The organism is Pseudomonas sp. MSSRFD41 (assembly GCF_014230245.1).
Taxonomy (GTDB): Bacteria; Pseudomonadota; Gammaproteobacteria; order Pseudomonadales; family Pseudomonadaceae; genus Aquipseudomonas; species Aquipseudomonas piscis.
Window position 1 is genome coordinate 25,023 of the sequence record NZ_JACKZK010000018.1, and the last position, 14,408, is coordinate 39,430.

At 64.1% G+C, this 14,408-nt stretch carries 12 protein-coding genes; 6 read left to right on the forward strand and 6 right to left on the reverse strand.

Features of this window, described 5'->3' with window-relative positions:
- Nucleotides 1–123 precede the first annotated feature (123 nt).
- The 3 genes from H7A76_RS23210 to H7A76_RS23220 all read right to left on the reverse strand — a co-directional run bounded on the left by H7A76_RS23210 (nucleotide 124) and on the right by H7A76_RS23220 (nucleotide 3,130).
- The gene (locus H7A76_RS23210; RefSeq protein ID WP_185700671.1) at nucleotides 124–1,782 is read right to left on the reverse strand and encodes a cation acetate symporter; all 1,659 of its coding nucleotides are present in this window, start codon (nucleotides 1,780–1,782) and stop codon (nucleotides 124–126) included.
- Nucleotides 1,779–2,090, reverse strand: a complete 312-nt coding sequence (locus H7A76_RS23215) for a DUF485 domain-containing protein (RefSeq protein ID WP_022643099.1) — start codon at nucleotides 2,088–2,090, stop codon at nucleotides 1,779–1,781. Before H7A76_RS23215 ends, H7A76_RS23210 begins: the two co-directional genes overlap by 4 nt.
- 191 nt (nucleotides 2,091–2,281) lie before the next feature.
- Nucleotides 2,282–3,130 (reverse strand): glycine betaine ABC transporter substrate-binding protein, encoded by an 849-nt coding sequence (locus H7A76_RS23220; RefSeq protein WP_185700672.1) that lies wholly within the window; start codon nucleotides 3,128–3,130, stop codon nucleotides 2,282–2,284.
- Between the two features lie 316 nt (nucleotides 3,131–3,446).
- Between H7A76_RS23220 and H7A76_RS23225 the strand changes: the two genes are divergently transcribed.
- Nucleotides 3,447–5,000: a beta (1-6) glucans synthase gene (locus H7A76_RS23225; RefSeq protein ID WP_185700673.1), complete on the forward strand. Its 1,554-nt coding sequence runs from the start codon at nucleotides 3,447–3,449 to the stop codon at nucleotides 4,998–5,000.
- 9 nt (nucleotides 5,001–5,009) lie between these two features.
- On the opposite strand, the gene H7A76_RS23230 is transcribed toward H7A76_RS23225, so the two are convergent.
- On the reverse strand, nucleotides 5,010–5,375 hold the full coding sequence (locus tag H7A76_RS23230) for a hypothetical protein (protein ID WP_185700674.1): 366 nt from the start codon (nucleotides 5,373–5,375) through the stop codon (nucleotides 5,010–5,012).
- 241 nt (nucleotides 5,376–5,616) lie between these two features.
- Between H7A76_RS23230 and H7A76_RS23235 the strand changes: the two genes are divergently transcribed.
- The 3 genes from H7A76_RS23235 (at nucleotide 5,617) to H7A76_RS23245 (ending at nucleotide 9,881) form a co-directional block, all read left to right on the forward strand.
- The gene (locus tag H7A76_RS23235) at nucleotides 5,617–6,915 is read left to right on the forward strand and encodes a serine/threonine protein kinase (protein ID WP_185700675.1); all 1,299 of its coding nucleotides are present in this window, start codon (nucleotides 5,617–5,619) and stop codon (nucleotides 6,913–6,915) included.
- The gene (locus H7A76_RS23240; protein WP_185700676.1) at nucleotides 6,908–7,696 is read left to right on the forward strand and encodes a VacJ family lipoprotein; all 789 of its coding nucleotides are present in this window, start codon (nucleotides 6,908–6,910) and stop codon (nucleotides 7,694–7,696) included. The genes H7A76_RS23235 and H7A76_RS23240 overlap by 8 nt, the downstream gene beginning before the upstream one ends.
- Before the next feature lie 151 nt (nucleotides 7,697–7,847).
- A complete protein-coding gene (locus H7A76_RS23245; RefSeq protein ID WP_185700677.1) occupies nucleotides 7,848–9,881 on the forward strand; it encodes an FUSC family protein in 2,034 nt (677 codons plus the stop codon).
- 8 nt (nucleotides 9,882–9,889) lie between these two features.
- On the opposite strand, the gene H7A76_RS23250 is transcribed toward H7A76_RS23245, so the two are convergent.
- Nucleotides 9,890–10,816 (reverse strand): DUF808 domain-containing protein, encoded by a 927-nt coding sequence (locus tag H7A76_RS23250; RefSeq protein ID WP_185700678.1) that lies wholly within the window; start codon nucleotides 10,814–10,816, stop codon nucleotides 9,890–9,892.
- A gap of 203 nt (nucleotides 10,817–11,019) precedes the next feature.
- Here H7A76_RS23250 and H7A76_RS23255 point away from each other — a divergent pair, with 203 nt between their 5' ends.
- Nucleotides 11,020–11,631 (forward strand): TetR/AcrR family transcriptional regulator, encoded by a 612-nt coding sequence (locus H7A76_RS23255; RefSeq protein WP_185700679.1) that lies wholly within the window; start codon nucleotides 11,020–11,022, stop codon nucleotides 11,629–11,631.
- Nucleotides 11,632–11,829: 198 nt separating this feature from the next.
- Here the strand turns inward: H7A76_RS23255 and H7A76_RS23260 are convergent, their stop codons facing one another.
- Nucleotides 11,830–12,270, reverse strand: a complete 441-nt coding sequence (locus tag H7A76_RS23260) for a GlcG/HbpS family heme-binding protein (protein ID WP_185700680.1) — start codon at nucleotides 12,268–12,270, stop codon at nucleotides 11,830–11,832.
- 267 nt (nucleotides 12,271–12,537) lie between these two features.
- On the opposite strand from H7A76_RS23260, the gene gcl reads away from it, so the two are divergent.
- Nucleotides 12,538–14,313, forward strand: a complete 1,776-nt coding sequence (gene gcl, locus H7A76_RS23265) for a glyoxylate carboligase (protein WP_185700681.1) — start codon at nucleotides 12,538–12,540, stop codon at nucleotides 14,311–14,313.
- Nucleotides 14,314–14,408 lie beyond the last annotated feature (95 nt).

Sequence of the window (14,408 nt, forward strand, 5' to 3'; positions counted from 1 at the left end):
CCCCAGCCCCTGCCCCCAACGACACCTGCAGCCCCATGGCCAATAAAAAATGCCCTGGCCTTGCGACCAGGGCATTTCGCCATCATCAGGCCTCTATATAGATAGAAGCCCAGTGCCAGGAGCTTAGTGCGACACCGCCCCACTGGCTCCCAAGCCAGTTTGCGAACGCACGAACTGCGGGAAGAACAGCGCCCGTTCATTGGCCGCCGCCGCCGACTTGTCAGTGATGGAGAAGAACCAGATACCGACGAAGGCGATGATCATCGAAAACAGCGCCGGGTACTCGTACGGATAGATCGGCTTCTCATGATGCAGGATCTGCACCCAGATGGTCGGGCCGATGATCATCAGCGCCACCGCACTTACCAGCCCCATCCAGCCACCGATCATGGCGCCACGGGTGGTGAGCTTCTTCCAGTACATGGAGAGCAACAGCACCGGGAAGTTGCAGCTGGCTGCAATGGAGAACGCCAGGCCCACCATGAACGCGATGTTCTGGCTCTCGAACAAGATGCCCAGGCCGATAGCCAGCACGCCCAGGGTCACCGTGGTGATCTTGGAGACGCGGATCTCGTCCTTCTCGTTGGCCTTGCCCTTCTTGATCACACTGGCATACAGGTCGTGGGACACCGCCGAAGCACCGGCCAGGGTCAGGCCCGCCACCACCGCCAGGATAGTGGCGAAGGCCACCGCCGAGATGAAGCCCAGGAATACACTGCCGCCCACGGCATTGGCCAGATGTACCGCCGCCATGTTGTTACCGCCCAGCAAGGCGCCCGTGGCGTCCTTGAAGTCCGGATTGGTGCTCACCAGCAAGATCGCGCCAAAACCGATGATGAAGGTCAGGATGTAGAAGTAGCCGATGAAACCAGTGGCGTAGAGCACGCTCTTGCGAGCTTCCTTGGCGTCGCTCACGGTGAAGAAGCGCATCAGGATATGCGGCAGGCCGGCGGTACCGAACATCAGCGCCAGACCCAGGGAGAACGCCGAGATCGGATCCTTCACCAGGCCACCGGGGCTCATGATCGCCTCACCCTTGGGGTGGACCTTGATCGCTTCGGAGAACAGCACGTTGAAGTCGAAGCCCACGTGCTTCATCACCATCAACGCCATGAACGACGCACCGGAGAGCAGCAGCACGGCCTTGATGATCTGCACCCAGGTGGTGGCCAGCATGCCGCCAAACAGTACGTACAGGCACATCAGGATGCCCACCAGGATCACCGCCACGTGGTAGTCGAGGCCGAACAGCAGCTGGATCAGCTTGCCGGCACCCACCATCTGCGCAATCAGGTAGAACGCCACCACCACCAGCGAACCGCAGGCCGACAGGGTGCGGATCTGGGTTTGCCCGAGGCGATAGGACGCCACGTCGGCGAAGGTGTACTTGCCCAGGTTGCGCAAGCGCTCGGCGATCAGGAACAGGATGATCGGCCAGCCCACCAGAAAGCCGATGGAGTAGATCAGCCCGTCATAGCCCGACGTGAACACCAGGGCGGAAATCCCCAGGAAGGACGCCGCCGACATGTAGTCGCCGGCAATCGCCAAGCCATTCTGGAAGCCGGTGATCTTGCCACCCGCCGCGTAGTAGTCGGCAGCCGACTTGTTGCGCTTGGAAGCCCAATAGGTGATGCACAGGGTGGCACCGACGAACACCACGAACATCACGATCGCCGATACGTTCAGAGGTTGCTTGTGGACTTCTCCCGTCAGGGCGTCTGCGGCCCATAGAGCGGGAGCGAAGGTGGCCAGGCCGAGCGCTGCGAATAGACGGCGGATCATTGCTGAGCCTCCTTCAGGATCGCGTTGTTCAGCTCATCGAACTCACCGTTGGCGCGCCGCACATAGATGGCCGTCAGGATGAAGGCCGAGACAATCAAGCCGACACCGATGGGAATGCCCCAGGTGATGGATGATGAAGGACTGAGTTTGCTCCCCAGGATCTGGGGTCCATAGGCGATCAACAGGATGAAAGCCGAGTAAAGCCCAAGCATGATCGCCGAAAGAATCCAGGCGAACCGCTCCCGTTTGCTCACCAGCTCCTTGAAGCGCGGGCTGTTTTGAATCGAGAGGTAAATGCTGTCGTTCATTGTTTTTATCCTCGCAGCACAGATTTTAGGTGGAACGCAATCCACTCTATGCAGCTCTCAAACGCGTTCTAGACGACCTTAGTATTAGAACGACATTAACCCCCGCGCCAATGCTCCCCCGCAAAAAAACGGGGGCATCCGCGACGCCGTCGCGGATGCCCCCAAGACCCTTGGAATAGACGCTGCGCTACTTACTTAGCGGTCCACTCGGCCACCCGCTCCGGGTGCTTGCCCACCCAATCCCTGGCCGCAGCATCAGGCTTGGCGCCCTCCTGGATGGCCAGCATCACTTCGCCGATTTCATCTTTCGACGCCCACTGGAACTTCTTCAGGAACGCCGCCACCTCAGGCGCCTTCTTCTCCAGCTCCTTGCTGCCGATGCTGTTGACGGTCTCGGCGGCGCCATACACGCCCTTGGGGTCCTCGAGGAAACGCAGTTTCCATTTGGCGAACATCCAGTGCGGCACCCAGCCGGTCACCGCGATGGACTCCTGTTTTTCCTCGGCGCGGGTCAGCTCGGCGATCATCGCCGCCCCGGAGCTGGCCTGCAGCTTGTAGTCCAGCCCATAGTCCTTGATCGCCTGGTCGGTCTTGAGCATCACCCCTGAGCCGGCATCGATCCCGACGATCTTGTTCTTGAAGCTGGCATCGCCCTTCAGGTCAGCGATGGACTTGGCCTTGACGTACTCCGGCACGATCAGGCCGATCTTGGCGTCCTTGAAGTTGGGGCCATAGTCCACCACCTTGTCCTTGTTCTTGGCCCAGTACTCGCCATGGGTCACCGGCAACCAGGCCGAGAGCATGGCGTCGAGCTTGCCGGTGGCCACGCCCTGCCACATGATCCCGGTCGCCACGGCCTGCAGCTTGACGTCATAACCGAGCTTCTTGATCACCTCCGCCGCCACGTGGGTCGTCGCCACGCTGTCGGACCAGCCGTCGACATAGCCGATGCTCAGGGTCTTGCTGTCAGCGCTGGCCAAGGTGGAGCTGATGGCAAGTACCATTGCGGCACCTGCGCCTAAGAGTCGTCGCATCTTCATCGTTACTTCCCCGAAAAGTGCAGTGCCAGGCGGCTGCCGGACACATCAACGTATGGTTATGGTGCTCGGCGCCTCCATCACGCCCGACCGCGAACACGTTCGATCATCAGCGGAGTACTGATGCCTGGATCATCAACCCGCCACCGGCGACGACCTGCTCTGACTGCGACCTCAAGGCAACAGCCAGCGACATCAGAAAGCCAGTAGCCCCCTTGCGCCCCACGACGACAAGCCCGCGCGAACTTCGCATGGCAGCACCAAGGCGCAGCCGAATACAGGTAAGATGCCCGGCTTTGTTCCTCCTGACGGCCTGACCATGCCCGCCACTCCACGCTTCCCCCTCCTCGCCTACCTGTGCGCCTGCCTGATCGCCCTGCTAGCCCTGTGCAGCTACTGGTACGGCCTCGGCCGGCCGGTGCAGTTGCCCGACGTCGCCAGCGCCAGCCACAAGCTGCAATGCGCCTCCTATACCCCGTTCGACAAGGACCAGTCGCCGTTCGACCAGCCGTTCAAGCTGCGCCCAGAGCGCATGGACGCCGACCTGGCGCGGCTGGCGAGCCGCTTCGAGTGCATCCGCACCTATTCCATGAGCGGCCTGGAGGCCCTGCCGGAGCTGGCGCGCAAGCATGGCCTGAAGCTGATGATCGGAGCCTGGATCAACAGCAACCCGGCGGATAACGAAAGAGAGGTGGACCTGCTGATCGCCTCGGCCAACGCCAACCCGGATGTGGTCAGCGCGGTGATCGTCGGTAACGAAGCACTGCTGCGCAAGGAAATCACCGGCGCCCAACTGGCCCGGCTGATCACCAAGGTCAAGCACAACGTCAAGCAGCCAGTGACCTACGCCGACGTCTGGGAGTTCTGGCTCAAGCACCCGGAAGTGGCCCCGGCCGTGGATTTCCTGACCATCCACCTGCTGCCCTACTGGGAAGACGATCCCTCGAACATCGACGTGGCCCTGGACCATGTGGCCCAGGTGCGCCAGGTGTTCGGCAACCGCTTCGCCCCCAAGGATGTGCTGATCGGCGAGACCGGCTGGCCCAGCGAAGGCCGCCAGCGCGAGACCGCGATCCCCAGCCGGGTCAACGAAGCCCGGTTCATCCGCGGTTTCGTCGCCCTGGCCGAGCAGAATGGCTGGCACTACAACCTGATCGAGGCCTTCGACCAACCCTGGAAACGCGCCAGCGAAGGCGCGGTCGGTGGTTACTGGGGGCTGTTCGACGCCGATCGCCAGGACAAGGGGATTCTCGAAGGTCCGGTATCCAACCTGCCCTACTGGTCCCTGTGGCTGGGCCTGGGAGCGGCGCTCCTGGCCAGCACCCTGCTGCTGGGCGGCGGGGTCGGCAGCACCCGGGCGGCCTTCCTCCTGCCACTGCTGGGTGCTGTGGCGGCATGCAGCATCGGCACCTTCGCCGAACTGGCGCGGGTCACCAGCCGCTTCGCCAGCGAGTGGGCTTGGGCCGCCCTGCTACTGGGCCTGAACCTGCTGGTCCTGGCCCACGCCGCACTGGCCTTGGGCTCGCGTGAAGGCTGGCGCCAGCGGCTGTTCTGCATCCTGGAAAAGCGTGCCGGCTGGCTCCTGGCGGCAGCCGGTTTCGCCGCGGCGGTGATGATGCTCGAGCTGGTGTTCGATCCGCGCTACCGCAGCTTCCCCAGCGCCGCCCTGCTGCTGCCGGCCCTGGCCTTCCTCTGCCGACCGGTGCGGGTACCGCGGCGCGAGGTCGCCCTGCTGACCTTCATCATCGGTGCCGGCATCGCGCCGCAGCTGTACCAGGAAGGCCTGGCCAACCAGCAGGCCTGGGGCTGGGCCCTGGTCAGCCTGCTGATGGTCGCCGCGCTGTGGCGCAGCTTGCGGGCGCGGATCGGCTGATCCGCCCGGCTAGGGGCGAGGAGCGCGCACCAGGCGCAGGCTGGCGATCACCAGGGCGAAGACCGCCAGGCTGGTGTTGTACAGCACCAGCGCCGGGAGCCCGGCCGCCATGGCCAGCAGCGCCAGCCCCCAGCCCAGCCGCCCTGGCACGACGAAGGCCAGCAGCGCCGCGCCCAGGGCACTCCAGCCCAACACCTTGAAATGAATCATCCAACCCAGGCTGGAACGCAACGCGCACTCCCAGCGGCCGGCCTCGTCGATGCATACGCCCACCCAGCGGGCATCCTCCATGAAGCCATAGCGCAGGCCATAGCTGGCGGCCAGCCAGAGCGCCAGGGCCAACAGCAACAAGATCAGGGGAAAGCGGCGGGACATGGGGGCACTCCAGGCAATCAAAACGGCGCCCAGCATAATCCCCCGGAAACACTTGGCAAGCACCATGCGCGCATAGCTATTCAGCCGAGGGTGGCAACGTGTATCGTCCGGCTACTATCACCATCACCCCCAGGCCAGACCGCCATGGACGTTATTTGCGCCCGCACATGGCACTTCGGCAGCAACGCGGTGGTCATAGCCTGCGAATCTCATTCGGCACCTTCCTTCTAGGGATACAGTCATGCTTCGTTCCTTGCGCCTCACCGCTCTGTTCGGTGGCCTTATCCTGAGTGCGTCCGCCCTGGCGGTCGATGTCGACCCAGCCAGCTACGGCTACCCGTTGACCAATCCCTTCGAAGCCACCATCGCCACCACGCCGCCGGACTTACGCCCGGAGCTGCCCTCGGACGATGACATCCGCCAGTCCGACTACAGCCTGACCCTGCGCCCGGAACGCGAATTCACCCTGCCGGACAATTTCTGGGCAGTGAAGAAACTCACCTACCGCATCGCCACCCAGGACCACGCCGCCCCGCTGATCTTCCTGATCGCCGGTACCGGCGCGCGCTACGACAGCACCCTCAACGAATACCTGAAGAAGCTCTACTACAAGGCCGGCTACCACGTGGTGCAGCTGTCCTCGCCCACCAGCTTCGACTTCATCAGCGCCGCGTCGCGCTTCGCCACCCCCGGGGTCACCGCCGAGGACGCCCAGGACATGTACCGGGTGATGCAAGCGGTGCGCGCGCAGAACTCCAAGCTGCCGGTCACCGACTATTACCTCACCGGCTACAGCCTGGGCGCCCTGGACGCAGCGTTCATCAGCAAGCTCGACGAGACCCGGCGCACCTTCAACTTCAAGAAGGTCCTGCTGCTCAACCCGCCGGTCAACCTCTACACCTCGATCACCAACCTGGACAAGCTGGTACAGACCGAGGTCAAGGGCATCAGCAGTAGCACCACGTTCTACGAGCTGATGCTGGCCAAGCTGACCCGCTACTTCCAGCAGAAGGGCTATATCGATCTCAACGACGCCCTGCTCTATGACCTGCAGCAATCCAAGCAGCACCTGAGCAACGAGCAACTGGCGATGCTGATCGGCACCGCCTTCCGCTTCTCCGCGGCGGACATCGCCTTCACCTCGGACCTGATCAACCGGCGCGGCCTGATCACCCCGCCCAAGTACCCGATCCGCGAGGGCACCAGCCTCACGCCATTCTTCAAGCGCGCCCTGCAATGCGACTTCGACTGCTACCTGACCGAACAGGTGATCCCGATGTGGCGCGCCCGTACCGATGGCGGCAGCCTGCTGCAACTGGTCGACCAGGTGAGCCTGTACGCCCTGCAGGACTATCTCAAGGCCAGCCCGAAGATCGCCGTGATGCACAATGCCGACGACGTCATCCTGGGCCCGGGCGACCTGGGCTTCCTGCGCAGGACCTTCGGCGATCGCCTGACCGTCTACCCCCATGGTGGCCATTGCGGCAACCTCAACTATCGCGTCAATAGCGACGCCATGCTGGAGTTCTTCCGTGGCTAAACATCTCCTGCTTATCGCTGCGTTGCTCTGCACAGGCTATGCCCAGGCCGATAACAGCCAGGCCGGCACCACCCGCGCGCCCGATCCCGACGGCTTCACCGAGCCGCTGCAACAACTCAAGTTCAACCCGGGCCTGGACCAGCGTGAATTCGAACGCTCGACCCTCAGCGCACTGAACGTCTATGACCCGCTGGAGTCCTGGAACCGCCGGGTCTACCACTTCAACTATCGCTTCGACCAATGGGTGTTCCTGCCCGTGGTGGACGGCTACCGCTACATCACCCCGAGCTTCCTGCGCACCGGGGTAAGCAACTTCTTCAACAACCTGGGCGATGTACCCAGCCTGCTCAACAGCCTGCTGCAGTTCAAGGGCCAGCGCTCCATGGAGACCACCGCCCGCCTGCTGGTCAACACCACCATCGGCATCGCCGGCCTGTGGGACCCGGCCACCAAGATGGGCCTGCCACGCCAGAGCGAGGACTTCGGCCAGACCCTGGGCTTCTATGGCGTTCCTGGCGGCCCCTACTTGATGCTGCCAATCCTCGGCCCGTCGAACCTGCGCGACACCGCCGGCCTGGCGGTGGACTACAGCGCCGAGTCGGCGATCAACTTCCTCAACGTCGCCGAAGTCAGCAAGAACCATCCGGAGCTCTGGCTATTGCGTGGCGTCGACAAGCGCTACCAGACCAACTTCCGCTATGGCGAGCTGAACTCGCCGTTCGAGTACGAACAAGTGCGCTACGTCTACACCGAAGCGCGCAAGCTACAGATCGCCGAGTAAATACCCGGCCGCCCTTCATCACAGGGCGGCCAATTCCCGCCATTCAGCCTTACCTTTCAACTGGCTCCGCCAGGCTCAAGACACCCATTGGCAGCTTCAGGCAATGTAGATACGATGCTAATCGTTAGCTAGCTACCTATATGACCAGAACATGAAACTGCCGACCTTTCGTGTCGCCGATGCCTGGCAAGCCCTCTTCGCTCCCACGCCGTCGGACCTGCTGTTCGCCACCCGGAACCTGATTGCCGGTGGGCTGGCGCTCTACCTGGCCCTGCGCCTGGACCTTCAACAACCGCAATGGGCCCTGACCACCGTGTTCATCGTCAGCCAGTCCAGCAGTGGCATGGTCCTGGCCAAGGGGGTTTATCGCCTCTTGGGCACGGTGGTCGGAGCCCTGGCATCGGTCCTGCTCATCGGTCTGCTGGGGCAGGCACCACTGCTGTTCCTGCTGGCCATGGCCCTTTGGCTGGCCTTGTGTACCACCGGCGCCTCGCTGCTGCGCAACCATGCCGCCTACGGTTTCGTACTGGCCGGCTATACCGCGGCAATCATTGCCCTGCCCGCCACCGTGGCGCCCTTGCAGGTGTTCGACCAAGCCGTGGCACGTTGCTCGGAAATCGGCCTGGGGATCATTTGCGCCTGCGTGGCCAGCATCGTGCTCTGGCCACGCCGGGTCGAGCAGACCCTCGCCGCCCAGGGCCGGGCAGCCTGGCTGGCCGGGCGCCGCGCCGCGGCCTCGGAACTGTTGGGAGAAGACCAGCGCCAGGGCCTGCTGCTCGCCCTGGGCAGCATCGTCACCGTGGATGCCCAGCGCGACCACGCCTGGTTCGAAGGAGCACAGGGGCGTCGCCGCTCCCAGGCATTGCGCGTTCTCAGCCGTGATCTGCTGGGCCTGATGCGCGCCGCCAGGAGTGTGGCCCGACAGCGACAGTTGCTCGAACCCCAGGAAGCACAATCGATGCAAGCGCTGATCCGCGAAACCAGCCAGGCCCTGGCAACCGAGCATCAGTCACCCTTGGCCGCCCTGGCCCAGCGCCTGGAACAAGGCTTGGCCGATCGCTCGCAATCGGCTGAAGCCCGTCTCTGCCAACTGCAACTGTCACAGGTGCTGGACCTGGTGGCGCAAAGCGCTCGTAGCGTCAGTGCCCTGGAGCAGGGCCTGGTCCCCCCCGGCGCCCCCGGAGCCTTGTCCTGGCACCGAGACCTTGAGCACGGCGTGCTGGGCGGATTGCGCAGTGCCCTGGCCTTTCTCGCCGTGGCCGCTTTCTGGCTCCTCTGCGCCTGGCCTTCGGGCCTGGGGGCGGTCTCCATCTGCGGTGTAGTGCTAAGCCTGTTCGCCGGCCGCGAGAACCCCGCAGCGGCCTGCCTGAACTTCCTCAAGGGCATCGCCCTGTCGATTCCTGTCGCAGGCTTCGTCGGCCTCGGCCTGCTCCCCGGCTGGGATGGCTTTCCCCTGCTGTGCCTGGGCCTTGGCGTGCCGCTGTTTTTCGCGTCGCTCTGCATGAGCCGGCCCAAACTGGCACCGATCGCGTCGGCCTTCTGCATCTTCTTCGTCAACAACGTCGGCCCCGGCAACCTGATGACCTATGACCTGGCCGCGTTCCTGAACAAGGCCATGGCCACCCTGGTGGGCGTCGCTATTGCCGTGGTGGTGCTGCGCCTGGTCAGCCTGAACCCGGGGGAGCATCACTACCGCCGGATGTTCAAAGCCTCGTTGTTCGACCTGGCACAGCTCACCTCAAGGCCGCTGGAGCAGGCGGAAAGCTGGTTCGGCGGACGCATGGCCGACCGTCTGATCCGCGTGTCCCGGTATTGGCAGATGCAACCCGAGCACCGCCGCGACCACTGGGACAATGGCCTCCAGGGGCTGGACCTGGGAGACGAGCTGCTACAACTGCGCGGCTGCCTGGATACCACTCGCGGCGCCCTGGCCATCGAGCGAGATCGCTATCTGAGTCACCTGGCCCTGCTGCTCAGGAACGGCGGCCCTACGGCCCTGCGCCACGACCAGTTGGATGCCCCGACGCGATCCTTGCTCCAGGCACTGACAACCGCGCCCACCCTCCCCGAAACCTCACGGGAGATGGCCCGCGCCGCACTCGTGCAATTGCAGTTCACCTGGCGCCGCTGGTGCCGTCGACAGGCCCAGGCACCGCGACCACGGACAGCGCAAGCCGTGGCCTGAGGCCAGGCTCAACCGCGCACGCCACGCCAGAGCTTGCCCGCCAGCGTCACCACCGCCAGCACCAGGGCCCCGGCAATGACCCCGGCCACCGCATTGAGCAGGGTCGGCGTCAGCACCGCAATGGCGCCGAGCAGCGAGGCACTGCGTTCGGCCACGCCTTCGATCAAGTGATGCAAGGCGGGAACCCCATGGGTCAGGATGCCGCCGCCGACCATGAACATGGCCGCGGTGCCGATCACCGACAGGCTCTTCATCATGTAGGGCGCCGCACGCAGGATCGCCCCGCCCACGCTCCTGGCCAGCTGTCCCGGCTTACGCGCCAGCCACAGGCCCAGGTCATCGAGCTTGACGATGCCGGCCACCAGGCCATAGACGCCGACGGTCATGACGATGGCGATGCCCGACAGCACCACCACTTGCTGGGCCAGCGGCGCGTCGGCCACCGTGCCCAGGGTAATGGCGATGATTTCGGCGGAGAGGATGAAGTCGGTGCGCACCGCCCCCTTGATCTTGTCCTTTTCGAAGGCCACCAGGTCGGTGGCCGGATCCGCCACGGCCTCGATCAGCTGGTCATGGGCCGCCTGGTCCTGGGCCTTGCTGTGGAGGAACTTGTGGGCCAGCTTCTCGAAACCCTCGAAGCACAGGTAGGCGCCCCCGAGCATCAGCAGCGGAATCACCAGCCAGGGAGCCAAGGCACTGATGGCCAGGGCCGCCGGCACCAGGATCAACTTGTTGCGAAACGAGCCCTTGGCCACGGCCCAGACCACCGGGACCTCCCGTTCGGCGCGAACCCCGGACACCTGCTGGGCATTAAGGGCCAGGTCATCGCCCAGCACACCGGCGGTCTTCTTCGCCGCCATCTTGGTCATCAGGGCCACGTCGTCCAGCACCGCGGCGATATCGTCGAGCAAAACCAGCAAACTGCTTCCTGCCATGGGCCAGGCTTCCCTGCGTGAAATGAGGCGCGCAGCATACCGCGCCGCAGGAGGGCCAGGCGAGATGTCGGCGAACCGCTCGGCAAACGGTCGGCGCGCTCCTCGAATGCAGGCAAGACCACGGCCAATGGGCATTCTTGAGCCCTTCGCGAGCCCGGTGCTACCATGCGCAACCGCCGAACAGGCAAGGAATCCCCCGGTTTATGAGCACCATCCGCGAGCGCAATAAAGAACTGATCCTGCGGGCCGCCAGTGAAGAATTCGCCGACAAGGGCTTCGCCGCGACCAAGACCAGCGACATCGCCGCCAAGGCCGGGCTGCCCAAGCCCAACGTCTACTACTACTTCAAGTCCAAGGAAAACCTCTACCGCGAGGTGCTCGAAAGCATCATCGAGCCGATCCTCCAGGCGTCCACCCCGTTCAATGCCGATGGCGTGCCCAGCGAGGTGCTCAGCGGCTACATCCGCTCGAAGATCCGCATCTCCCGCGACCTGCCTTTCGCCTCCAAGGTATTCGCCAGCGAGATCATGCATGGCGCGCCGCACCTGAGTCCGGACCAGGTGGAACAGCTCAACGCCCAGGCCAAGCACAACATCGAGTGCATCCAGACCTGGATCGACCGTGGCCAGATCGCCCCGCTGGACCCGCACCACCTGATGTTCAGCATCTGGGCCGCGACCCAGACCTACGCCGACTTCGACTGGCAGATCTCGGTGGTCACCGGCAAGACCAAATTGACCGAAGAAGACTACGAAGCCGCCGCCCAGACCATCATCCGCCTGGTGCTCAAGGGCTGCGAACCCGAATCCGCATGACCCGCCCTCCTGACGCCGCCCGGTCCACGGGCGCTGCTGGGTTCGTGTAGCCGCTGCCGCAGGCTGCGCACGGCTCGACACGAGCCGCCTGGTGGCTCTCGGCAATCAACCTGAGGTTCCGCGTCGCCCGGTTTGGCGGGCGCTGCGCAGTCGATCGCAGCCTCGCAGGCTCGACAGCGGCTACACGTACTGCGCGACCTAGGCGCCGACGCCGGCATCCGCGGCCAGGCCCTGGGCCTCGATGGCGCTGATGGCGCACTGCTCGTCGATATCCGAGGTGTCGCCACTGATGCCGATGGCGCCAATCACCAAGCCCGCCTGATCACGGATCAATACCCCGCCCGGTGCCGGCACCACGCAGCCCTGCCCCAGGCCGTTGAGCGCGCCGATGAAGGCCGGGCGCTGCTGGGCATCCAGCGCCAGCAAGCGCGAGCCCTTGCCCAGGGCGATCGCCCCCCAGGCCTTGCCGATGGCGATCTGCGGGCGCAGCAGGCTGGCGCCATCCTCCCTTTGCAAGGCCACCAGGTGACCACCGGCATCGAGTACCGCGATGGCCAGCGGCGCGGCACTGATCTTGCGCCCCGCCTGGATGGCCTGATTGGCCAGGTTGACCGCGACTTTCAAGGTTAAAGCGCTCATGGGTGCCGTCCTCATCTTGTTATTGGAAAGCCTGGTGGAGCTTCTTTCAGGAGAAGCCCGATGCACTGAATAGAACACAATGAACATTGTTTTTGTATACAATATTTACTGAAATATAACCCATGCGACAAAATGACACCGCTTTATCAGGGCTGAAAGCGCAGCCGATAGCGTCCAAGAAAAGCCATTGACCTGCGTAGCTTGCCGTGAATACACTCTGCGCAAAGCCACTTGTATACAATTACAAAACGTAAGAGGCACAAAATAATGAGCAAAATGAGAGCAATCGAAGCCGCCGTTCTGGTGATGCGCCGCGAAGGGGTCGACACCGCCTTTGGCATCCCGGGCGCCGCCATCAACCCGCTGTACTCTGCCTTGCAGAAGGTCGGCGGCATCGATCATGTGCTCGCTCGTCATGTCGAAGGCGCCTCGCACATGGCCGAGGGCTACACCCGCACCAAGGCCGGCAACATCGGCGTGTGCATCGGCACCTCGGGCCCGGCCGGCACCGACATGGTCACCGGCCTGTACAGCGCCTCGGCCGACTCCATCCCGATCCTCTGCATCACCGGCCAGGCACCACGGGCCCGCCTGCACAAGGAAGACTTCCAGGCCGTGGACATCACCAGCATCGTCAAGCCGGTGACCAAGTGGGCCACCACCGTGCTGGAGCCGGGCCAGGTGCCCTACGCCTTCCAGAAAGCCTTTCATGAAATGCGCTCCGGCCGCCCGGGCCCGGTACTGATCGACCTGCCGTTCGACGTGCAGATGGCGGAAATCGAATTCGATATCGACGCCTACCAGCCCCTGCCCCTGGCTAAACCCTCGGCCACCCGGGTCCAGGCCGAGAAAGCCCTGGCCATGCTGGCCCAGGCCGAGCGGCCGCTGCTGGTGGCCGGCGGCGGGGTGATCAATGCCGATGCCAGCGAACTGCTGGTGGAGTTCGCCGAACTCACCGGCATCCCGGTGATCCCGACCCTGATGGGCTGGGGCAGCATTCCCGACGATCACCCGCAGATGGTGGGCATGGTCGGCCTGCAAACCTCCCATCGCTACGGCAACGCCACCCTGCTCAAGTCCGATGTGGTGCTGGGCATCGGCAACCGCTGGGCCAACCGCCACACCGGCTCGGTGGACGTCTATACCGAAGGTCGCACGTTCATCCACGTGGACATCGAGCCAACCCAGATCGGCCGGGTCTTCACTCCCGACCTGGGCATCGTTTCCGACGCTGGCAGCGCCCTCACCGTATTCCTGGAAGTGGCCCGCGAATGGCAAGCGGCCGGCAAGCTCAAGGACCGCAGCGCCTGGTTGCATGACTGCCAGCAACGCAAGGCCAGCCTGCAACGCAAGACCCACTTCGACAACGTGCCGGTCAAGCCGCAGCGGGTCTACGAGGAAATGAACCAGGTGTTCGGCAAGGACACCTGCTACGTCAGCACCATCGGCCTGTCGCAGATCGCCGGCGCGCAGTTCCTCCACGTCTACAAGCCGCGCCATTGGATCAACTGCGGCCAGGCCGGCCCGCTGGGCTGGACCATTCCGGCGGCCCTGGGGGTGGTCAAGGCCGATCCGAGCCGCAAGGTGGTGGCACTGTCCGGGGACTACGACTTCCAGTTCATGATCGAAGAGCTGGCGGTGGGTGCGCAGTTCAACCTGCCGTATATCCACGTGGTGGTGAACAACTCCTACCTGGGGCTGATCCGCCAGGCCCAGCGCGGCTTCGACATGGACTACTGCGTACAGCTGTCCTTCGACAACCTCAACGCTCCCGAGCTCAATGGCTACGGCGTGGACCATGTCGCGGTGGCCGAAGGCCTGGGCTGCAAGGCCCTGCGAGTATTCGAGCCCAAGGACATCCAACCGGCCCTGCGCCAGGCCCAGGAACTGGTCGAAACCTTCAAGGTGCCAGTGGTGGTGGAGATCATCCTGGAACGGGTGACCAATATTTCCATGGGGACCGAGATCAACGCCATCAACGAATTCGAGGACCTGGCGCTGGTGGGCAACGACGCCCCCACCGCCATCGCCCTGCTCGACTAACCAGCCAGCACGACTCCCGTAGCCGTCCAGGCCCGCGCTCGAGCGCCAAGCCAACCCCGTCTTCGAGCGCCGCCAGGGTCCACCGGGCCTTGGCG

What these genes read in the sequence shown, in the direction of transcription:
- H7A76_RS23210 (WP_185700671.1), bottom strand. Translation starts at nt 1,782, where the DNA reads ATGATCCGCCGTCTATTCGCAGCGCTCGGCCTGGCCACCTTCGCTCCC.
- H7A76_RS23215 (WP_022643099.1), bottom strand. Translation starts at nt 2,090, where the DNA reads ATGAACGACAGCATTTACCTCTCGATTCAAAACAGCCCGCGCTTCAAG.
- H7A76_RS23220 (WP_185700672.1), bottom strand. Translation starts at nt 3,130, where the DNA reads ATGAAGATGCGACGACTCTTAGGCGCAGGTGCCGCAATGGTACTTGCC.
- H7A76_RS23225 (WP_185700673.1), top strand. Translation starts at nt 3,447, where the DNA reads ATGCCCGCCACTCCACGCTTCCCCCTCCTCGCCTACCTGTGCGCCTGC.
- H7A76_RS23230 (WP_185700674.1), bottom strand. Translation starts at nt 5,375, where the DNA reads ATGTCCCGCCGCTTTCCCCTGATCTTGTTGCTGTTGGCCCTGGCGCTC.
- H7A76_RS23235 (WP_185700675.1), top strand. Translation starts at nt 5,617, where the DNA reads ATGCTTCGTTCCTTGCGCCTCACCGCTCTGTTCGGTGGCCTTATCCTG.
- H7A76_RS23245 (WP_185700677.1), top strand. Translation starts at nt 7,848, where the DNA reads ATGAAACTGCCGACCTTTCGTGTCGCCGATGCCTGGCAAGCCCTCTTC.
- H7A76_RS23250 (WP_185700678.1), bottom strand. Translation starts at nt 10,816, where the DNA reads ATGGCAGGAAGCAGTTTGCTGGTTTTGCTCGACGATATCGCCGCGGTG.
- H7A76_RS23255 (WP_185700679.1), top strand. Translation starts at nt 11,020, where the DNA reads ATGAGCACCATCCGCGAGCGCAATAAAGAACTGATCCTGCGGGCCGCC.
- H7A76_RS23260 (WP_185700680.1), bottom strand. Translation starts at nt 12,270, where the DNA reads ATGAGCGCTTTAACCTTGAAAGTCGCGGTCAACCTGGCCAATCAGGCC.
- gcl (WP_185700681.1), top strand. Translation starts at nt 12,538, where the DNA reads ATGAGCAAAATGAGAGCAATCGAAGCCGCCGTTCTGGTGATGCGCCGC.